Below are 22,142 nucleotides of genomic sequence, written 5' to 3'. Positions count from 1 at the left end.
CATTTCATTTGCAAAACAGCCGGTAAATTCCAGGATTGAATGTTAAGTCCGGCGATTAAGCGTTTAAGGCTCCAAATTCATCGCTACATTTTCGAATTGGGCGTTTCAATTTGGAAATTGCACGGAGCTCTTTGGAATCGGACATTAAAACGACAAATCCCGCAATAAATTTCAAAATTGCACGTTAGCTTGTGATGGACGCGGCTACGATCCGGCGTAATCGCTCCAAGGTGTCCGGGAAGTGGCGGACGAGCAACAGCAGGACGGCGGCCTGAGAATTCGGCTTCGCCCTGCCCTGCTCCCAGTTTTCGAGCGTACGCTCGTTCATACATAATCGGCGCGCGAATATGGCACGGGAGCAGTTCAGTGCCTCGCGGGTGTCCTTCACGAATTGCGCATCCACTGCGGGGAGCGCCTCGCGTATTGCGTTCCACTCGTGGCGCATTTTTTCTTCGGCGAACCGTGCTTTCACGGCCGGGGTTACCGGGCGGAAAATTCTTTGCGGCATACCGATCTCCTGATAGAGACTACGTTGACTGCGTAGGGCACTTTACCGTAAAAGGCGCCATCGAAAATATTTTTTTATTCGCAAGCTCTTGACATACCGGTCGATACGGTCATGAGGCAATGGCGATGCAAATTCGCGTGCAGTAAATGGGGGCTCTGCGTCGTTATATCAGTAGAGGCGCAAAATTGGCGCACGCGAAGCGCGAACCCGATAGGGCGAAGCCTCAAAGGATGGGGAGAAAGTTTTGCCGGTCCGCTTTCTTCCGATGTTCTGTCGTAAAGGGCCGGTAATTTGAAACTTTGGAGAAAACATATGACAGTTAAGAAGCTCAAAGCCTTGCTTGGTTTCCATGGAACTTCGGATACCGATCTGATCCAGCAGCTCCTGAATGCGTACCAGGGTCTGAACGGCAATTCGAAATTCCCTACTCCTACCGTCGATCTCGTGACCTTCAAGTCCGGTATCGACACCCTTGCGACCCTGGTTTCGGACGCGGCCGATGGCGGTAAGAAAGCCATCACCGCGAAGAACAAACAACGTGACGTCATGATCGGCCAATACACGCAACTCGGACACTCCGTCGAGGCGGCGTCGAACAACGATCCCGCGGTCTTCAGCACCAGCGGATTCGTGGCTGCTCCGACCCAGCGCGTTCCTCCGCAGCCGCTGCCTCCCGCGTCCATCGACTGGATCGACCGTGGTCCGGTTACGGGCGAGGTGGTGGTGAAGGTCAAGGGTCTTCCGAAGGCGATCGACTACAGCTTGCAATACGCCGTGGTGGTCACTCCGGGAACGCTGCCCACAACGTGGACACTGCTCACGCTGCCGGGTTCGAAGAAAGTCACCATTTCGAATCTGACTCCAGGCGCGAACTATGCATTTCAAGTTCGCGCCCTGGGCCGGTTGGGTTACACCAACTGGAGCGACCCAGTGATGTTCATCTGCGGCTAGCTTAGCCGTCGGGGAGGAACAACGTTCCTCCCCGATCCCGGCTGATCTGAGGAACGAATGTCGCCCAGCGATCTCGAATTTAAACATCGTGCGGTCATAGACCGCGCCTGACACGCGCAGGCAAATGTTGTGTTTTCAAATGTATGCGAACGCCGTTAGAAAGCCGTGAATCTTCCATAAGAATTCATGGTAAAAGCTACACCCCATGGGCGTTCGAGCTAAACGAAGGCGGACTTTTTGGATTGCGGCCGGAATCATTGCGATTTCGGCCGCAGTTTTCCTCACGACACACCGGCCGGCCACGGCCGAAGAGCCGCAAACGGCAAAAGCCGATACCGTAGCGTCCGGTGTCATCGAGGCCACGCCTGAACAACAAAAGCAGATTCGGGTTGAAGGCGCGCGCGAGGAAACAGTCAATATCGACCTGGAAGCGACGGGGAAGGTCGGTTTCAATGAAGACCGCGTAACGCCGGTGCTTGCCCCATTTCCCGGCCGGGTGCTGGAGGTTCTGGCAAGTGCCGGGGATGTGGTGCAGACAGGCCAGCCGCTGCTGGCCATCGAATCACCGGATCTTGTGGCATCCGTGAACGATCTGGCCGAAGCGCACACGAATTCGGATAAGGCCGGAATTGCGGTCGATATTGCAGAGAAGTCGGCCGAACGCGCACGGAGACTGCACGCTCAGGAAGCAATATCCACAAAGGACCTCCAGGCGGCGGAGTCCGAACTTGCGCGGGCGCAGGAGGAGTACCGGCGCGCGCAATCTGCGGCGGATGTGGCGCGGAATCGTCTGGTTCTTCTGGGCAAGAGCGCGGACGAAATTGCAGGACTCGAGAGTTCGCCTGCAAATCAGACGGACCGGCGGATCGTGATCCGCGCTCCGATCGGCGGCACCATCGTCGATCGGAAGGTCGGGATGGGACAATATATTAAGCCGGACGCGGCGGACCCCCTCTTTCTGATCAGCGATCTTTCGAGCGTGTGGATCACAGCGGAGATCTATGAAAACGATCTACCGCGAATTCGAGTGGGAGCTCCGGTGAATATTCATCTTGCAGCATATCCCGCCATGGATTTTTCCGCCCGGATCTCGGCCGTGAATCCGACGGTTGATCCAGCCGCCCGGACGATCAAAGTGCGCTGCCTTGTCGCAAATCCCAACGGCCTGCTGAAGCCCGAGATGTTCGCGCGAATCCGCGTTGGAAGTGCGGCAAAAGAAAAGGCCGTATTGGTCCCATCGCCGGCGGTTCTCACGGAAGGTGAACACTCATTCGTTCTTGTGGAGGAAGCGGCCGGGCAATTCCGCCGGCGCGAAGTGAAAGCAGGTCCTGAAATCGGCGGCGACACCGTGGTAAGAGAGGGGCTTCGGCCAGACGAGCGGGTCGTCACGAGTGGCGTGTTGTTGCTGAGCTCGGAAGGCAACAAACAATGATCCGGCGTGTTGCAGAGTTCGCGCTGAATCAGCCGTTCTTTCTTATTTTACTTGTCGCGTTGTTCATTGCCGGAGGCGTGGCCGCATTCCGATCCCTCCCGGTCGAGGCGTTTCCGGATGTAACCGATACACAAGTGCAGGTGATCAGCCTTTTTCCCGGCCGCGCTGCGGAAGAAGTGGAGAAACAGGTCACCATACCTATCGAGATCGGGCTCAGCGGAATTCCCCATTCGGTCCGGTTGTTTTCCCACACGCAGTTCGGCTTGTCCTTCATCGCGGTGACCTTCGACGACGCTGTCGACGCCTACTTTTCGCGGCAGCAGGTTTTGGAACGGCTCCGGGATGTCGATCTGCCTCCGGGCGTTTCGCCCGACCTTGGCCCATTGGCGACGCCGATCGGCGAGATTTACAGGTACAGGTTGCAGGGTGACACGTCGCCGACGGAGTTGCGATCCATTCAAGACTGGACCATCGCACGGCAGCTCAAAACGGTTGCCGGAGTGGCCGACGTCGTGACTTACGGCGGCTTCATCAAGCGGTATCAGGTCGAACCGGACCTTGCCAGAATGAAGGCATATGGAGTCACGCTGCAGCAACTCTTCACGGCGCTCGGCCGTGGCAGCTCGAACGCCGGCGGCGGGTACGTGGACAAAGGCGAACAGCAGTACCTGATTCGAGGAATCGGTCTGCTGCAGTCCGCCGGCGACATCGGCAACATCGTCGTTGCCCAGCACGGAGGAACGCCTTTGCTGGTCCGGGATATCAGCGCCATCGAAACGGGCGGCGTTCCCCGCCAGGGGCTCACCGGCCAGGACAAAGAAGATGATGTGGTCACCGGCCTGGTGCTGATGCGAAAAGGCGAGAATCCGTCGGTCGTCCTCGCGGACCTGAAAGCGAAGATCGACACCTTGAATTCCGGCGTGCTGCCCACGGGAGTCGCGATCGTGCCGATTTACGACCGGACCTGGTTGATCAATACGACGCTCCACACCGTCTTCAGAAACCTCCTCGAAGGCGCGATCCTCGTCACAGCGGTGCTGCTCGTCTTCCTCGGAAGCATGCGGGCGGCGCTGATCGTGGCGTTGATGATTCCGCTGTCTCTGCTGGCAACATTCACGGGTCTGACGTTGCGCGGCATTCCCGCCAATCTGCTCTCATTAGGCGCAATGGATTTCGGAATTATCGTGGATGGAGCGGTGATCGTCGTCGAAAATGTCTTCCGTAAACTGGCGGAACATTCCAGCCATCAACCGAATTTCAAACGCGATCTGCGCGCTCTGAAACAAGTAATCCTCAACGCCACTATCGAAGTGGGGCGACCGACCTTCTTTTCGATGCTGATCATCATTACCGCTCACATTCCGATTTTCACGCTTCAACGTCATGAAGGCCGTATTTTTGCGCCCATGGCATGGACGGTGACGTCGGCACTGGTCGGTTCACTGTTGTTCTCACTCTCCCTGGTTCCGCTGCTTTGTTACTTTTTCCTGCGCAAGGGCATCTCGGAAAAGGAAAACGCCGTCATCCGTACCTGCAAGCGGTTCTATCGCCCGGCATTGACCTGGGCGCTGGTCAATCGTGGAGTCATCGTGATGGTAGCCGTGGTGTTGCTCGGCGTCAGTATCTGGACCCTGACGGGGCTCGGGAGTGAGTTCCTCCCCGAACTGAACGAAGGAACGATGTGGGTGAACATCAACTTTCCTCCGGGCATTTCCATGAATGAGACGAGGCGGCTCGCAGCAAAAGTCCGCGAGATCCTGCACAACTCGGAAGTCGTCCGAACCGTCACCTCTAAAGCCGGCCGGCCCGAGGATGGAACCGACCCGAAGCCAATCAATATGGCCGAGTTCTTTGTGGACCTGAAACCGCCGGAGGAATGGCCGCGAGGGGTGACGCGCGAAACGCTGATCGACGATTTCACCCGCCAGCTGTCCGTGCTGCCGGGCGTCGAATCTTCATTTTCGCAGCCGATACGTGACAACGTTCTTGAAAGCATCTCTCAGATCGACGGACAGATCGTGATCAAAGTATTCGGCCCGAATGGCGACGAATTGCGTACACAAACCGAAGATGTGCTCCGCGCCATCGCCCATATCCGCGGCGTCGGGCGGGCTTATATCGACCGGGCGGGACAGGTTCCGCAACTGCAGATCGAAGTGGACCGGGCGAAATGCGCCCGGTATGGCCTGAATGTGGCCGATATTCAGGATGTTATCGAGACGGCGCTCGGCGGAAAAGAAGCTACTGAAGTATGGGAAGGCGACAAACGATTCGCCGTCGCCGTCCGGCTGAAGGAGGAGGAACGCGGGATTGACGCTATCAAAAAGATACTGGTGGACACCCCCGATGGCGCGCGGATTCCGCTTGACGAGCTTGCGACTATCTCGTCAAAACAGGGCAGCATGAACATCAGCCGCGAGTTGGGCACGCGGGTCATGGCCATCGGAGTGTTTATCGAAAACCGGGACATGGGCAGTCTCGTAGCCGAAATGCAGAGCCGCGTTGCGCGGGACATCCACCTTCCAGCCGGTTACTACATCACCTGGGGCGGCGAATTCGAAAATCAGCAGCGCGCGATGAGGCGTCTGGCCTTAATTGTACCGGTGAGCGTATTGCTGATCTTCGCCCTGCTGTTCAACGCGTTCGGCTCCGCCAGGAACGCGACCCTGATCCTGATGAATGTGCCCTTCGCCCTGATCGGAGGCATCTTTGCCTTGAAAGCGACAGGGATCAACCTCAGCGTGTCCGCTGCAATCGGCTTCATCGCGCTGTTTGGCCAGGCAGTCCTGAACGGCGTGGTCATGGTCAGCTATTTCAACCAGCTTCGCGACGAAGGCATGAAAACATACGAAGCCGTGCTGAACGGGGCGCTTGTCCGGTTGCGGACAGTATTGATGACCGGGACGCTGGCCATGCTGGGACTATTGCCGATGGCCCTTTCGCATGGCGTCGGCTCGGAGACTCAGAAGCCACTTGCGGTCGTCATCATCGGAGGACTCATCACGGCAACCCTGCTCACCTTGTTCGTGCTGCCCGTCGTGTACCTGATGATCGACGGCAATGGGCGCGCCGACGGACGTGCCGCGCCCGCCCCTGGCGTTTAGTCCATATGGCCGTCTCCCTGATTTACGACTCCATGTACCTCCAGCATGAAACCGGCGCTCATCCGGAAAATGCGCGCCGTCTCGAATCGATTCTCAAGGCGATCGAGAAGGACGAAAGCCTTTCCAAACGGCTCGTCCGGCGCACGCCAAGACCGGCGAATAACGACGAGATTGCGCGGTGCCATCGGGAAGAGTTGGTTTATCACCTGGAATCACTTTGTGCGCGAGGCGAAAGCTTTGTCGACGTCGATACCCGCATCAGCCCGGCGTCTTTTGAAGTCGCGAAACTTGCGGCGGGAGCTGCCATCACTGCAATCGATGCGGTTATGGCTGAGGAGGGAGGCCGCGCATTCTGTGTTATCCGGCCTCCCGGTCATCACGCAACGATCACCAACGCAATGGGATTCTGTCTGTTCAACAACGCGGCGATCGGGGCCAGGTACGCCCAGGCCAGATATGGCGTTGAACGGGTGCTGATCATCGACTGGGACGTGCACCACGGCAACGGCACGCAGGACATTTTCTGGAACGATCCGACGGTCTTCTATTTTTCAACGCACCAATATCCGTACTATCCCGGTACAGGCTCGGCCGATGAGCGCGGCGGCGGCAAAGGCGAAGGAACGACGTTGAACGTGCCTTTACCGACGGGCACTCCCGCGCGCCAGCACCGTCATGCGTTCTCGGATGCGTTGCGCCAGATCGAACAGAGATTTCCTCCGGACCTGATTATCATTTCGGCTGGATTTGATTCGAGGCGGGGCGATCCTCTGGGCGGGCTGATGCTTGAAGATGACGATTTTTCGGAAATGACGAAAGAAGTTCTTGAAATCGCCGGGAAGCATGCTGCGGGCCGCGTGGTGGGCTTATTGGAAGGCGGCTACAATCTGGAACTGCTGGGTGGGTCCGCGAAAAGTCACATCGCCGCGCTGATTTAGCCGCCCGGCCGAAACCGGACGGCTGCATCGCGTTGCGGAAGATCCGTCTACCGACTCGCCCTATATCCGCCTCCACCATCACTGCGCGTAGCTTGCGGCAAGGCCTCGTTCACGGTCAAAACCCGCCCGCCCATGCGCTGTCCGTTGAGCGCCGAGATCGCGTCCTTCATCTTCGAGTCCTCGTTGATAACGACGAACCCAAATCCGCGGGATTGCCCTGTTGAGCGATCGCGAATTATCTGGGCAGATTCAACCTGGAATCCTTGCGTCTCCACCCATTGTTGCAGCTCCGCATCCGAGGAAGCATGAGGAATATTTCCGACGAATATTTTCGGCATTCAGTCCCCTTTCAGATCTATGTAAGAGAAAGTGTAGAAAATGGAATAAAGTAATTACATCAGTGAGTTGCGTTTTTGCGGGTAGGGCTTTATCCGACAAATCGAACAGAGCAACCGGCTTTTCCATTGGGGGACTCCATCCTTTATAGCAAGACACTAAACAAGACCGCTGCAGCCGCTGCGATCGCGACTCTAGTGTTTGCTATCGCGGCGTTCAAAGCCGCGGAATGGACCAGATCGTCGAAAGTGGACCTGTCGGCCGCCGCAGCCCCATCGAATGCAACAGACTCCATCACCAAAGTGATTCCGCAAATCGCTATCGGCAGTTTCGATGGCGGTGTCACTAAATATTCAACGATTGTGGAGGTCGTTAATACCGGGGCGTCGGTTGCGGCGCTGACTGGAGCCTTCTACAACGAAGACGGTGATCTTTGGAGCGTACCCATGGCCGCCGACCTCGGAACCGCGATGGAGTTCACCGGAACGGTGCCATCGATCACATTACCCGCCGGTCATGTGCTGGTCATCAGCGGAGGCGTCAGTCCCGCGACCACACCGTCATCCGGGTCGATCGGATGGGGCAGGCTGATCGCGACCGGAACTGTGAGCATCACGACATTCTTTGAAGTGCGGGACGGCAAAACCGATGGCCTGCTGTCTCGTATCGGAATTGCGGCCAGTGCTCCCGATCTTTCGCGATTCCTGATACCGCGGGTTCACACCAAGGGCGGGCTCGATGTCGCGTTCGCTATTGTGAACACGGGAACCGAGCCGGCATCGATCCGGGCGACGCTCAAGGCCGCAAATGGAACCACGATCGCGACGCGCTCGATCATCATGAATGGCGGAACGCACCAGGCGTTATTCGCCCATCAATTCTTCTCGCTTTCGAATGAGACCGCCGATCGGGACTATGAATACATCGTATTCAATTCAGATTCGTCGTGCTTCGCCGCCATCGCGCTTGCCTTCGAAGGCGCGGCGCAAACGAGCTTTCCGGTTGATCGATTAAATTAGCTGTAATCCGTTGCGCTGAGCAGGGCTAGCGGCAATTTGCGGAACAGGACGGATGCTGTCGTTTGGGAAACGGGCGCGCTCCCGCCGAGCACGTCTGTCCAGGACGGCGGAGCGCCTTGCGGAACTTCAATCTGCGTGTCCTTCCAGATTTCTTCTCCGAGCGGCGGTGATCCGGCAGGGGTCAGTGAAGCATAGAGTCTCGGTACAGCAACGATGCACCATCGGTCATGCAGATGGCGGGCAAAAGCGACGACATGTTCGGCGCGAGCGCCGCTGACATGCAGCGGAATGTATTCACCCTCGCGGAACAAGTCAGCCCGCTCCCGGCGAAAATGGAGCAGCTTCTGTGTGACATACATCTTCAGGCGTCCATCCTGCCAATGTTTCAGCAAGTCATTGCAGTCGGTGCTTTTCTGGAGTTCCTGCAGCAAGTTCGTTCGCGAGGAGAAATCGACGGCGCGACGGTTGTCGGGATCGGCAAGACTCAGGTCCCAGAGCTCGGTCCCCTGGTAGAAGTCCGGCAGGCCGGGCGACGCGATCTTCAGAACGAGTTGCGAAAGCGAGGACAGGGCGCCGTAGTATGCGACCCTTTTATGCAGCTGTGCGAAATCCGCAAAAAACTCCTTACGGGCGTAAAGCGACTCCAGGAACCGGAACACCCGGCCCTCGTACTCTTCATTGATGCCGGTCCAGCTTGTATGTGTTTTCGCCTCGCGCAGCGCTTTCGTCATGTATTGCTTCATCCGTTCCAACTCGATCGGCCACGCGCCAAGCAACGATTGATAAATAAGGATCTGCTCGTTAGGATCGGGCGCCGTTTCGCTGGGATTCATCAGCATCCAGCGCCGCACCGCGGCCGCCCATTCCTCCGGCAGCTCGGATAACACATTGATTCTGGCGCGCACATCCTCGCTGCGTTTCGTATCGTGCGTGGACGTCGCATTCATCGTATCGGGCCACTCTGCATGGCGCTTTAAATTGCGGCGGTGAAATTCTTCAACACCGAAATAGGGCTCCGGACCACTGGAATTGCCGCCGACTTCGTTCAAAGAGACGAGTGGATTCCGCACATAAAACGCCGTGTCCTCAAGACCTTTCGCCATGACTGGACCCGTGAACTGTTGCCAGCGCATCACGAAGTCGAGATACTCGGGCTTCTGATGCTGCAGGTACCACGCAGGCTCGACCAGCAGAACGCGGCGCAGGAAGTCGAATGCGGCGCCCTGGCCTGCTGCTGTAACGGCGTCTTCGATAGTGGCGCGGTCGGTTGGCGAAATGTCTGTATCGCGGAGGTACGTCCGGTAAACCGGAAGACACGCGGTAACCGACACAAAGGCTTCCCGCAGATCTTCGCTTCGAAGATCTCTGGCATGCCGGTCCTGCTCCGCAAGTTCCGCGAGAAGGCCAAGGAGCGTACGCACTTCTCCGGCAAAAAGCTCCCGCATGACCTGCCGCTTGCGCTCGCGGAACACATCCGTAAAGCTCGCGGCCGTTCCGGTCAGTTGCGCATAAATCTTTTCGAGCTCGTTAAAACCCTTGCGATCGACGAACGCTCCGTTCACATAGTTTGTAAAGTCGTAGCCGGTTGTTCCAAAAGCCCGCCAGCCGCATGGAAGACTTTCGTTCGCGGACAGGATTTTTTCGACGTTTACATACACCTCGGGCAGCCGTTCGAGATATCCCTCCGGATCTTTCAAGCCGTCGATATGATCGATGCGGAGGCCGGTGACTTTCTTTTGCGCGACGAGCTTCAATACGAACCCGTGTGTGGCATGAAACACATCGTCACGTTCGGTCCGTAAGGCAACCAGGTCGTTAATGTCGAAAAAACGCCGATAGTTGATCGCATCGGAAGCCTTGCGCCAATAGGCAAGCCGGTAGTGCTGGCGCGAAAGAACGCGATCGACGGCGTCGCCGCTGAGGTTCTCGGCGCCCGCAGCGATCGGCAACCGCTGTTCATAGTACTGAAGTACGGGCCGCCCGTTGACGATTCGGATCTGGAGTTCCTGATCCTCGAGAGCCTCGCCGTAAGGTTTGCCTAGGATCGGCAGCAGTACCTTCTTCGATTCCCAATTCACGTCGAAGAATTCGGCGTAAGAGGACCCCTCTCCCTTCTCGAGCAAATCGAACCACCACGGGTTTTCGACACTTGCCGCCATGTGGTTCGGAACGATGTCCAGCAGCAGCCCCATCCCGTGTTCCTGAAGCGCAAGGCATAGCGCGTCGAACTCTTCAGGCGTACCGACCTCCGGGTTGAGCTGGGTCGGGTCCGTCACGTCATAGCCATGCGTGCTGCCCGGCCTGGCTTTGAGAATCGGCGACGCGTACAGATCCGTGATCCCCAGGCCGTAGAGATAATCAACGATCTTCAGCGCATCGCTGAAACGGAAATTGCGGCTGAACTGCACCCGATAAGTTGAAACAGGAACTCTCATAGTACGTCACGACGCTATCTGCAGTTCGGGCATGGCCGGCACATCCACCTTGACTAAAAGATTCGCACCGAGCGCCGCGAAATGCTCGACCCATTCGCGCGCCGCGGCGTCACCTTCCTGTGCCTGTTGGACCTTATGCGGAAACATCTTCTGCAGGATCTGGTAGTAGTTGTTTTGAGCGCGCCAGATGTTCACTTCGAAAGGCAGATTCAGGGCAAGGCCTGCCGCAGCTTCGAGCCGCTTGATCAAATCGAGGTTCGAATTGTCTTCGACAAGTTGTTCAGACAATCGCTTGATCGACCGCCGGAGCGCGAAACCTAAAGTCGTACCGTCCAGGGTGACGCTTTGATTACGGGCCTCATCGAGCAAGCTGGTGATTCGATTGAGATCGACGGTTTCCAACCCCTGAAACGCCTGCCGCAAACTGCTGTTGAGGGCAAATTCCGCAGCCATCGAAAACGCTGCGGGCAACGGTATACGCAAATCGGCCACAAACCGCATCATCGGTGCGTGCGTTTCGTAAATATGGCGGTAGCCCGCTTCGGCCTCCGAGAGAGTGGCCTTGAGAATCATGTTCACGATCTGTCGTTGATCGTCGTGGAAGATCGATCGCAAGGAGTCCGTCGATTCGCCGAAGTGCCGGTCGAGAATGCGGATGATTTCCGGGAAGTCGGCGCGATTGAACGGGTCGGCCGTTTCCTGTTTCAATGCTGCATAGTCATCTTCTGAAAATTCCGCGACACCGCAGTTCATCAAATGATCCCCGATATGCAAAGCTCCGAAACTCAGCAAGTCGGACTCCTGCGTGATTTCCGACGAAACCCGGATCTTGCCGAGAACGAGTTTGGAGCGGCCCGATTCGATGCGCTGTGAATCTTCGAGCTGCACTTTGAAGCAGTAGACTTTGGACTCTTCCGGATAAGGCTCGAACAAGCCCGTCAAACCGTAGTGAATTGCCACCTTCTTGCGATCGACCATCGCCGGCCGGACAAACTTGTTATAGATAACGCGGCCGTCCTTGTTCTCGGGGATATTGCTTTTCGCAGCCTCGAGCTTATCCAGAAATGCAGGCTCGATTGGTTCGCCGAACACCTCCTCAAAAAGTTGAAGCGTGCGAGCGGCGTACTGAATGACCTGGGTCGTCTCGATACCGGAGAGCTCATCGAAGAACCAGCCGCAACTCGTGTACATGAGCATCGCGTGGCGCTGCATTTCCATCAGTTTCAAGGCGGTAATCTTTTCGGCTTGAGAAAGAACATGTGTCGCCTGCCGGCCGAAGAACGAATTAACATTTTCGTCGTTCCGGTTGAGCACAACCTGGATGTAATCGTTGCGCGCCTCCCAGGGGTCACGAAATATTTCGCGCCCCTTGGTTTCAAATGGCACTGCGATCGTATCTCTCAGCCAGTCGAGTGCCTGCCTCAGCGGGCCGCGCCATTCCTGATTCCAATTGGAATGGCCGCCGGAGTTGCATCCGCAGTTGCTGTTCCAGCGTTCCACGCCGTGCGAGCAACTCCAGGCGCTGCGCTCCCAGATTTCCGCTTCGTAGGCCGGCGGATGCAGCGAAAGATATTCTCCGTAGTTCGTCAACCTGGCCAGGTTATTCGATTCGATCTGGTCCAGTGCATAGGCAAGCGCCATATCTCCCTGCCGGTGATGATGCCCGTAAGTTTCGCCGTCGGTCGCGATGTGAACAATCTGCGGCCAGGGCCGGGAATCCGAAAACGCCGACTGCAGGCGCGCCGCAAAGCTTTCACCCTTATTGAGCAGATGTTCGAAAGCAATCCCCTGAGAGATCGGACCGTCGTAAAAGAACACCGCAATGGTTTTCCCCGAAGGCAGGCGCACCTCGTAAGGCATCGATGGATCGACTTTCCCGCCGCTCGCGTCACGCCATGCGCGGCCGCGAATTTTACGGGTTCGTTTAGCCTGGTAGGGCGACAAAATCGTATATCGGATTCCCTGGCCCGCAAGGATTTCGAGCGTCTCCAGGTCGACCGCCGTCTCGGGCAGCCACATCCCTTCCGGTTTACGGCCGAAGCGGTACTCGAAGTCGCGAATACCCCAGATGACCTGTGTGTATTTATCCCGCGCGTTACACAGCGGCAAGATTGCGTGGTTGTAGCCCTGCGCTATCGCGCTCCCATGTCCGGAGAAGCGCTCCTGGCTGTCCTTGTCGGCCTCAAGAATGGCCTGGTACGCCCGCGCCGCTTTTTCAGCCATCCAGGCGAGAAGCGTCGGACCGAAGTTGAAACTGATATGCGCATAGTTGTTCGTGATCTTCAGGATGTTCTGGTCACCGTCGATAATGCGCGACATCCCGTTCGGCGCATAGCACTCGGCGCTGATGCGCTCGTTCCAGTCATGGTATGGATAGGCGGAGTCCTGCAGCTCGACGAACTCGAGCCATGCGTTTTCCCGCGGCGGTTGATAAAAATGTCCATGAATACAGATATACCGTTCCATCAGTCGTCGATCTCCTTCTCGAATAAGACCGCGGTCTGCGGCTGAAGCATGACTTCGTGTATGTTTTTCGTACTGAAACGGCCGGGTACGGTTGCACCATTCCCCAGCCAGCGCGAATCGGAGGAATCGAGCCGTTTGCGCCAGATCCCATAGGGGATGTTTTGAAACGGCCGGGTCTCATGATCATTGAAATTGAAAATCGCCAGTGTTTCGCTGCTGCCATTCCAGCGCCGCACAGCCAGTACGCGCTCCCGCTCCAGACTGATGACGTCCATCTTGTCTTTGCTGAGGCTATACAGGGCGGGCAAGGATTTGCGCAGCCGGATGAGTTCCTTGTGAAATTCAAGCAGGGCCCGGTGACGCTCTCCGCCGGTCTTCAGCAGATGATCAAGTCGCGATCGTTTGAAGGTATTTTCATCCTGCGGATCGGGCGGCTCGCCTTTCCACTGGAACGATGAAAATTCCCCTTTGCGGCCGCGGCGCACGGCATCGATGAGCTGCGGATCGGAGTGGCTGACAAAATACTGGAAAGGCGCGATTTCGCCGTACTCATCGCCCATGAACATCAGCGGCACAAACGGCGAAAGCAGCACAATGCTCGAAGCCAGCTTGCAAGCCTCGAAAGAAACGAGCTGCCCCAGGCGTTCGCCCATCATCCGGTTTCCGATCTGGTCGTGGTTCTGCGCGAACACGACAAACTTGACCGAGGGCACGCCTCTCGAGGAATTGCCGTGCCGCCGGCCGCGCGTCACGGAATAGCGTCCGGAGTAGACGAAGCCTTCGGAGAAAGCCTGCGCCATGTGCTGAAAGTCGCCGAAGTCGATGTAATAACCTTCGCGCTCGCGGGTCAGCAGGGTGTGCAATGAATGGTGAAAATCGTCGTTCCATTGCGCGTCGAGACCATAACCGCCAAGCTCTGCAGGCCGGGTCACCCTGGTGTCATTCAGCGCGCTCTCCGCGATCGCGTACACACGGCGATTGAGTAAAGTACCCAGTCCGTGGACGGCATCGGCGAGTTCCTCGAGAAAGTTGAGGGCGGAATGATCGAGGATGGCATGGACGGCATCGAGGCGGAGCGCATCGAAGTGATAGTCCCGGATCCACTCGACGGCGTTCGAGATGAAGAAGTTCCGGACCTCATCACTGTGAGCGTCATCGAAGTTGAGCGCGGATCCCCACGGTGTCTTATAGCGGTCTGTGAAGTATGGAGCGAACTGCGGAAGATAATTGCCTTCCGGACCCAGGTGGTTATAAACGACGTCGAGAATTGCTGCGATACCCCGAACATGACAGGCATCGACAAGCTTCTTGAGCCCCGCAGGACCGCCGTACGAATCTTGTACGGCGAACGGATATACTCCGTCATAACCCCAGTTTCGGGCTCCCGGGAACTGAGCAACGGGCATCAATTCGATGGCAGTGAACCCGGTTGCCGCCAGCTCATCCAGATGCGAAATCACCGCCTCGAACGTGCCTTCAGGTGTAAATGTGCCTACGTGCAGTTCATAGATGATGTAGTTCTCGATCGGAATGCCGAACCATTTATCGTCGTGCCACTCGAAGTGGGGATCGACGACTTCCGAAGGTCCATGCACACCTTCCGGCTGATAGCGTGAAGCCGGATCCGGAAGCTCCCTGCCGTTGGACAGCCGGTATCGATAGCGGGTCCCCGGTAAAACACCTTCAACAACGGAAGTGTGATACCCGAGAGGCCTGGGCTGCAGGCAAACTACTGACTCTCTGGGAGCAGTAATCTGCACTTGAACCCTTTCGCTCAGAGGCGCCCATACCCGGAACCGGCACCTGCCGCCCTCCAACAGAACTGCACCCAGGCTTTGAAACATTATCCACTCTTCAAAAAGACCGCGCCAAGCGGCGGTATGATCAAATTCAGCGAATACGGCCGGCCGTGAGAGACAACTTCCTGAGCTTCACACCCGCCCAGGTTGCCGAAGTCCGCGCCGCCGTAGGCCTGCGAATCACTGTTCAGAATCTCCTGCCAGTAGCCGCTCCGTGGAACGCCGACCCGGTAGTTGTGGCGCGGGAGGGGAGTGAAGTTGAAAACCGCCACGACAATTTCATCGCCGCCCCGGGACTTGCGCATAAAGCTCAACATGCTCTGCTGCGAGTCGCTGCCGTCGATCCATTCAAAGCCTGAAGCGTCGCAGTCCAGTTCGTGCAGAGCCCGCTCTGCCCGGTACGCACGATTCAAATCCGCCACCCACTGCTGCAGCTGGCGGTGCGAATCATATTGGAGCAGGTGCCATTCCAGACTGCTGTCGTGCGACCATTCCGCCCATTGGCCGAACTCGCCGCCCATAAACAGCAGTTTCTTGGCGGGTTGAGCGTACATATAGGCGTACAGGAGCCGTAAGTTGGCAAACTTCTGCCACAGATCCCCGGGCATCTTTCCCAGCATCGAACCCTTGCCGTGAACCACCTCGTCGTGAGACAGGGGCAGGACGAAGTTTTCGTGCCACGCATAGATCATCCGGAAGGTCAGTTCATTGTGATGGAATTTGCGGTAGATGGGATCATGGCCGAAGTATTTCAGCGTGTCGTGCATCCAGCCCATATCCCACTTGAGGCCGAAACCAAGTCCTCCGACATATGTAGGACGCGAGACCATCGGCCACGCCGTCGACTCTTCCGCGATCGTCTGGACATCGGAATGGTTCTGATAGATGTCGGCATTGAAACGACGAAGAAACTCGATCGCTTCGAGGTTCTCGCGGCCGCCGAACATATTCGGAATCCATTCGCCCTCCTGCCTCGAATAATCGAGATACAACATGGAGGCGACGGCGTCCACCCGCAGGCCGTCGATGTGAAACTGGTCCAGCCAGAACATCGCGCTGCTGAGCAGGAAGCTGCGCACTTCGTGCCGGCCGTAGTTGAAGATGTAACTGTCCCAGTCTTTATGAATGCCCAGGCGCGGATCCGAATGTTCATAAAGATGGGTCCCGTCGAAATATCCGAGAGCCCAATCATCCGTAGGGAAGTGCGACGGCACCCAGTCCAGAATGACGGCAATTCGATGCTGATGCAGGTAGTCGATGAGATACATCAGATCCTGCGGCGTACCGTACCTGCTCGTCGCCGCAAAATAACCGGTGGTCTGGTAGCCCCAGGATCCGTAAAAGGGATGCTCCGTCAGCGGCAGAAACTCAACGTGAGTGAATCCCATCTGTTCGACGTACTCGGCGAGTTTCGGCGCCAGCTCGCGATAGGTGAGGAAGCGATTGTTTTCCTCCGGAACCCGGCGCCACGATCCGAGATGCACTTCATAAATGGAAACCGGAGCGCTCAACGTATTGCGGCCGGCGCGCGAGGCCATCCACTCGCGGTCGCGCCATTCGTAATCGAGGTCCCAGACAATCGATGCGGTCCGCGGCGCCACCTCATTGTGAAACGCAAACGGGTCGGCCTTGTCGATCCGGTACTCGTGGTACCGCGATACCACATGATATTTGTAGGATTCACCCTGACGGACATCCGGGATAAAACCCTCCCAGATACCGGAGGAGCCCCGGGGATGAAGGTAATGGCTGGTGTTGTTCCAGCCGTTGAAGCCGCCCATAACGGAGACTTTTTCCGCGTCGGGAGCCCATACGGCGAAATTCGTTCCTTCCACCCCGTCGACAGTTCGGGTGTGCGAGCCGAGCCGCTCGTACAACTTCACGTGGCTGCCTTCGTTAAACAGGTAAAGATCGTGATCGCTGAGCAAAGACATTGGAGAGTTCCTCGGCAATTCCGGCCATCTTTCGGATCTGCTCAACGCTTGGCCGGACGCGGCGGCGCCAGTTGGGCCGCTCTGTACTGGTTGCTGGGACATTTTGAGGAAGCGTCTCCTCCCAGAGATCTTCCGCATTAATAAGCACGACATTGGCCATACTTTCGGCCAGAAACCGGATTGCAGCACGAAACGAACGAAGCTTCCGGCGCATCAGAGTACGCTGTCTCCGCTCTTCACGCGCATCCTTTTCATCGAGAAAACCAAGATCGATCCGATCATCGATATCCGTGCCATCAAGAAAAGCCCGGAAAGGCGGCATGTCGTGCGTATTGAGAGTGGCGACCGACTTCGCCGGCGGCTCCCTGAGGGTGGGCTTCCTCGGATCGCCCATGATTTCGTATTGGACGACATACATCTCACGAATACCGTGACGCTTCATAGCTGTATTCACTGCGGGCGGAACCGTGCCGAGATTTTCACCGACGATCCCGGCCCGGTACCGGTGAGACTCGAGACAGAGAATCGCCCATAGCTCCTCGGCCGGATACTCCACATAAACGCCCTTGTCTCCGGTCAACTCATCCGGAATCCAGTAAAGGCGGTGCAACCCCATCACGTGATCGATGCGCAGTAGTTTTGCGTAGCGGAAGTGATTTCGAAGATACGCGATCACATATTGGTATCGATTCAGGCGCATTGCCTCGGGATTCATCGGAGGAAAACCCCAGTTCTGCCCCTTGGTGAATACAGGATCCGGGGGCGCTCCACCGGCGATGCCATCGACAAAGAAATCGCGATTCCGCCAGATGTCATAGCCGGCGGGATGAAGCCCGAGCGGGAGGTCCAGGTAAAGTAATTGTCCTCGCGCCGCAGCATCTGTCGATAAATTTTTCAGCTGCTCTTGAATGATCCATTGCGCGTAGAGGTGGTAATTCTTTGTCGATTCGTCGTAATCGTTTTTTCGAATCGTTCCATCGCGAAGAGGCGCTGGCCAGGCCGGCCAACCTTCCTGCTGGCGGTCGGTGACGGCGCGGAATCTGGCGTAATCTTCCACACCGGTGTTTTCACGAAGGAACCTGGCAAATTCCTCCCGGCGCTGAGGCTCGGCCCGCGAGAAAAATCGTTTCGCCATGCGCTCGATAACGCGCCTCTTCCCGGACATGACGGCGCGATAATCGACGTATTTGCTGTGCTTCAGCTCCTTGGATGAATGACGCCCTGAAAATTCGGGCACCCGCTCAACGTCGACATAGAACTCGTTCCAGAACAGACGGGTCGCCGGCGAATAGGGACTGGGCTCGAACGGTTCCGAGAGAAATGCTCCGAGCAGAGGCAAAGTTCCGACGACTGTCCCGCCCAAACGGTGACTCCAGTTCATCAGATCTTCAAAATCCGTCAGGTCGCCGGCGTTGCGATTACGTTTCGAATGCAGCGCGTAGATCGGAACGAATAAACCCCAGGTCCTGCCCGCCGGAAAGTAAGCCTGAACCGGCGCCGAAATCACGAAGGTGCGCTGTCCTTTGATTTCGACGTCGTGATAGCCGAAGTCGAAACGGCGGGTTCCGAGCTTTCCGTTCCATGCAACCATGACCGGCTCGACGGTTCGCTTCTGTAATTCCGTCTTCCGGCGGAGAAGAGCATCCCCCACATCGCTGAATTTATTCACGCCGGCGCCCATCGCCCGCAGCACGAGAAGAAGTGCTTCCGGATCGGCGTCTCTGCGCTGCTGCCGCATATCGAGATAGGACGTCTGAATGCCGTACAGCCGCGCGAGCTGGAGGAGTTGTGGATTTTTCAAATCTTGCCCGGCGCTCTCATGCGGCCGCCTCGGGAGCCTCCTCGGCAGTCTGCATCAGCTGGAGGATTCCGGTGAGCGGTATTCTTACCCAATCCGGACGGTTGTTGAGCTCATATCCAAGTTCATAGAGGGCCTTTTCAAGCAGATAAGTATTCAGGAGAATGTTGAGTTCGTCGCGATTCGCCGGCAGGAAGCCGCCGGCAGCGGCGTGTTCCAGATAGGAGTTCAGAAATGTCGCCGAAACCCACACGTTCCAGATACGCGCCCACGGTTCCATCGCGGCCATGTCTTCGGGGCGGACCACAGAGCTTCCCAGATGTCCGAAGAGCGACGTGTATGCCGCGTAATGAAATGACCGGAGCATGCCCGCCACGTCACGCATCGGCGACTTCTTGATCCGCCGTTCCGTAAGCGGACGGGCGGGTTCACCCTCGAAATCGATGATCGTATAATCCTTTCCGGTATACAGCACCTGGCCCAGGTGATAGTCACCGTGTATGCGCGTGCGCTGCGCGGTAATCCTCCGCGACAACAGGGTGCGGAACCGCACCAGTATTTCGCCCCGCAGGTCGAGCACTTTCAGCGCATCGTCGAGGATGCTGCCGCGGAGGCCGCCGAGATTGCTCTTGAGCAGCTGGAACATCTGTCCGGAATGATTTCGCATCGATTGATACAGGGCCCTCTGATACAACACTGAAAACGGCTCCGGCGCAAAATCCTGCTCCGTGGCGTTCGAAGCCAGGGCAACGTGCAATTCCGCGGTGCGTTGCCCGAGTAATTTCACGTTCTCGAGATAGGGACCGACCAGTTCGCCAGCAAACGGCGGCAGAACGGTCTGCTGCAGCCGAGCCACAAACGGCATGGCCTGCTGGAGATCTTGAAGTTCATCCGCCGGCCGTACCACAGCGCGGTCGAAATACTGGCTCAGCGCATCGAGGGTGTGCCGCCACGCATCACCTTCGTTCGGCACAAACTTCTGAAGTATCCCGACGGCAATATTGTCTCCTTTAAGAGGGCGGTACTCGATGACACCCGCGACTGGTGGAGTATGCTCAAACCCAGCCCGTTCCGTCAAAAAAGATCCGATCTCGATATCCGGATTGATGCCGGCTTCGGTGCGGCGGAACAGCTTCAGGATGAATTTATCGCCATACACGATGGAGGAATTGGTCTGTTCGGCCCGCATCGACGAAACCTCGAGATTTGTAATCGAGCCCAGTTCGCCATTCTTCAACACTCGAGTTGTTGTCGGGACGAATTCTCCGGAACTGCCGCGAAGGCGTTTGCGCCGCGTCATTGTCTTGACGATCGCCTTGCAGAAATCTTTGTCCAGGACCGCGTCATATAGACACCCGTCCTGGTCTCCTTTTCTGGTGTGGACGGTCACCTTCGCAAGCACTTTGTTCGGTGACGATTCGCAGATTTGATGCGCGCGCTCGCCGTCGGCAAAGGAGAGCGGCACGATATAGATTTCAGGGTCTTCCTCGGTGTATTCGACACGGATCTGCGTCATCACAGCTTGCGCCGAATCAAACTGCAGCGGCGCGCTTTCGATGAAGCCGGCCGCCTTGATCTGCCTGCCTTTTCCTCCGAACCAGCGCTGCGATTGTAAATATCCGATCAGCCGGTCTTCCAGGCTCGCTTGCGCCCGGCCTGACAGAACATTCGTCCAATGGTCCTGAACAGTGATATGTACCAGCGTTGACGCGCCGGAACCACCCTCCGCCGGTTTGCCGGTGGGTGTGAGCAGGAACCAGTAAAACGAATGCGCGCCGAGGGTCAGAACGTACGGAGATTCTCCGATCGGCGGGAATTGCGCGCGGCCGAACAGCTCAATCGGAGAAGTGCCTTTGAAGGGCGCCAGATCGAGTGCCGCATACTGCACAAATCGCGACAGGTTGGCGATCACGAGAATCACCTCATCCTGATAGCGGCGGATGAAAGCAAGCACACGGTGGTTATCGGGATACAAAAACTCCAGCGAGCCCCGGCCGAACGCTTTATAGCGCTTGCGCATGGCAATCAAGCGTTTGGTCCACCACAACATCGAATACTGATTGTTCTGCTGCGCCTCCACATTGAACGCTTCGTAGTGGGAGTCCGGATCGATGATGATCGGCAGATAAAGCCGGTGTGGACTGGTTTTCGAAAAGCCTGCGTTGCGGTCGGCGCTCCACTGCATCGGCGTACGGACGGCGTTGCGGTCGCCGAGATAAATATTGTCCCCCATTCCGATCTCATCGCCGTAATAGATGACGGGCGTTCCGGGCAGCGAGAACAGCAGAGCATTCATGAGCTCGATCCGGTTCCAGTCTTTCCCGAGCAGTGACGCCAGCCGGCGGCGGATACCGAGATTGATCCGCATCTGCGGATCGTGAGCGTAGGCGCGGTACATGTAATCGCGCTCTTCGTCGGTGACCATCTCGAGGGTCAGTTCATCGTGATTGCGTAGAAACAGCGCCCACTGGCAATTTTCGGCGAGCCCCGGCGTCTGGGCGAGGATATCGATGATCGGAAAGCGGTCTTCCATGCGCAACGCCATGAACATGCGCGGCATGACGGGAAAGTGAAAACACATGTGACACTCGTCCGCGTTTCCGAAGTACGCCACCGCGTCTTCAGGCCACTGATTCGCCTCGGCGAGCAGCATGCGATTCCGGAAGCGGCCATCGATCTGCTTGCGAAGCTGCCTTAAAAAGGCATGCGTTTCCGGCAGATTCTCGCAATTTGTTCCGTCACGCTCATAAAGGTACGGAACCGCGTCCAGACGCATGCCGTCCACTCCCATCGCCATCCAGAAGTTGACGACATTCATCAGGCTGCGGATGACGTCCGGGCTCTCGAAATTCAAATCGGGCTGATGGTGGTAAAAGCGATGCCAGAAATACTGATTGGCGATGCTGTCCCAGGTCCAGTTGGAGGTTTCAAAATCTTTGAAAATGATGCGCGCATCCTTGTACCTGCTGGGGGTATCGCTCCAGACATAGTAGTTGCGCGCGGGACTCCCCGGCCGCGCTCGCCGCGCCCGTTGAAACCAGGCGTGCTGGTCCGAGGTATGGTTGAGCACGAGTTCGGAAATGACGCGGATACCGCGCCGGTGCGCCTCACGCAGGAACGATTTGAAATCGTGCAGCGTTCCGTATGAAGGATGAACGTTTGTGTAATCCGCGATGTCGTAGCCGTCGTCTTTGAGCGGCGACGGATAAAACGGAAGCAGCCATACCGCGGTGATCCCGAGATCCTGGAGGTAGTCCAGCTTCTGGGTCAATCCGGCGAAATCACCGATCCCGTCGCCATTGCTGTCGAAGAATGCGCGAACATGGAGTTCGTAAATGATCGCATCCTTGTACCAGAGCGGATCGTCTTCTAAGAGGAAACCTTCGGAACGTTCAGGCATAGAAGAAAGGCTCTTGGCCGCT

The 22,142-nt window shown here is 57.1% G+C and carries 13 protein-coding genes; 5 read left to right on the top strand and 8 right to left on the bottom strand.

The features are described 5' to 3' along the window. Nucleotides 1-184 precede the first annotated feature (184 nt). Nucleotides 185-508 (bottom strand): transcriptional regulator, encoded by a 324-nt coding sequence (locus tag VGK48_10620; protein HEY2381618.1) that lies wholly within the window; start codon nucleotides 506-508, stop codon nucleotides 185-187. A gap of 312 nt (nucleotides 509-820) precedes the next feature. On the opposite strand from VGK48_10620, the gene VGK48_10615 reads away from it, so the two are divergent. From VGK48_10615 to VGK48_10600, 4 genes are all read left to right on the top strand, one after another. After that, nucleotides 821-1,459 carry a fibronectin type III domain-containing protein gene (locus VGK48_10615; protein ID HEY2381617.1) on the top strand — a complete coding sequence of 213 codons (639 nt, stop codon included), beginning with the start codon at nucleotides 821-823 and terminating at the stop codon, nucleotides 1,457-1,459. Between the two features lie 205 nt (nucleotides 1,460-1,664). Then, entirely contained in the window at nucleotides 1,665-2,891 is a 1,227-nt protein-coding gene (locus VGK48_10610; protein HEY2381616.1) for an efflux RND transporter periplasmic adaptor subunit, read from the top strand. Continuing rightward, nucleotides 2,888-5,995: a CusA/CzcA family heavy metal efflux RND transporter gene (locus tag VGK48_10605; protein HEY2381615.1), complete on the top strand. Its 3,108-nt coding sequence runs from the start codon at nucleotides 2,888-2,890 to the stop codon at nucleotides 5,993-5,995. The genes VGK48_10610 and VGK48_10605 overlap by 4 nt, the downstream gene beginning before the upstream one ends. Nucleotides 5,996-6,000: 5 nt before the next feature. Further along, nucleotides 6,001-6,933: a histone deacetylase gene (locus tag VGK48_10600; protein ID HEY2381614.1), complete on the top strand. Its 933-nt coding sequence runs from the start codon at nucleotides 6,001-6,003 to the stop codon at nucleotides 6,931-6,933. A 47-nt stretch (nucleotides 6,934-6,980) separates the two neighbouring features. Here VGK48_10600 and VGK48_10595 read toward each other — a convergent pair whose 3' ends face one another. Next, entirely contained in the window at nucleotides 6,981-7,271 is a 291-nt protein-coding gene (locus VGK48_10595) for an RNA-binding protein (GenBank protein HEY2381613.1), read from the bottom strand. Nucleotides 7,272-7,397: 126 nt separating this feature from the next. Here VGK48_10595 and VGK48_10590 point away from each other — a divergent pair, with 126 nt between their 5' ends. After that, nucleotides 7,398-8,288 (top strand): hypothetical protein, encoded by an 891-nt coding sequence (locus tag VGK48_10590; protein HEY2381612.1) that lies wholly within the window; start codon nucleotides 7,398-7,400, stop codon nucleotides 8,286-8,288. Here the strand turns inward: VGK48_10590 and treY are convergent. From treY to treS, 6 genes are read right to left on the bottom strand one after another with little or no spacing between them, the layout of a single operon-like run. Continuing rightward, a complete protein-coding gene (gene treY, locus VGK48_10585) occupies nucleotides 8,285-10,723 on the bottom strand; it encodes a malto-oligosyltrehalose synthase (GenBank protein ID HEY2381611.1) in 2,439 nt (812 codons plus the stop codon). The genes VGK48_10590 and treY overlap by 4 nt on opposite strands. Before the next feature lie 6 nt (nucleotides 10,724-10,729). Beyond that, a complete protein-coding gene (locus VGK48_10580; protein ID HEY2381610.1) occupies nucleotides 10,730-13,189 on the bottom strand; it encodes a DUF3536 domain-containing protein in 2,460 nt (819 codons plus the stop codon). After that, a complete protein-coding gene (treZ, locus tag VGK48_10575; protein ID HEY2381609.1) occupies nucleotides 13,189-15,033 on the bottom strand; it encodes a malto-oligosyltrehalose trehalohydrolase in 1,845 nt (614 codons plus the stop codon). Before treZ ends, VGK48_10580 begins: the two co-directional genes overlap by 1 nt. Continuing rightward, nucleotides 15,033-16,922: a 1,4-alpha-glucan branching protein GlgB gene (gene glgB / locus VGK48_10570; GenBank protein HEY2381608.1), complete on the bottom strand. Its 1,890-nt coding sequence runs from the start codon at nucleotides 16,920-16,922 to the stop codon at nucleotides 15,033-15,035. The genes treZ and glgB overlap by 1 nt, the downstream gene beginning before the upstream one ends. Continuing rightward, nucleotides 16,885-18,723, bottom strand: coding sequence for a 4-alpha-glucanotransferase (malQ, locus tag VGK48_10565; GenBank protein ID HEY2381607.1), 1,839 nt, complete (start codon nucleotides 18,721-18,723; stop codon nucleotides 16,885-16,887). The genes glgB and malQ overlap by 38 nt, the downstream gene beginning before the upstream one ends. 16 nt (nucleotides 18,724-18,739) lie before the next feature. Then, nucleotides 18,740-22,120, bottom strand: coding sequence for a maltose alpha-D-glucosyltransferase (gene treS / locus VGK48_10560; GenBank protein HEY2381606.1), 3,381 nt, complete (start codon nucleotides 22,118-22,120; stop codon nucleotides 18,740-18,742). Nucleotides 22,121-22,142: the final 22 nt, after the last annotated feature.

The organism is Terriglobia bacterium, assembly GCA_036496425.1.
GTDB lineage: Bacteria > Acidobacteriota > Terriglobia > 20CM-2-55-15 > 20CM-2-55-15 > 20CM-2-55-15.
This window is presented reverse-complemented; position numbering and strand designations above follow the sequence as displayed.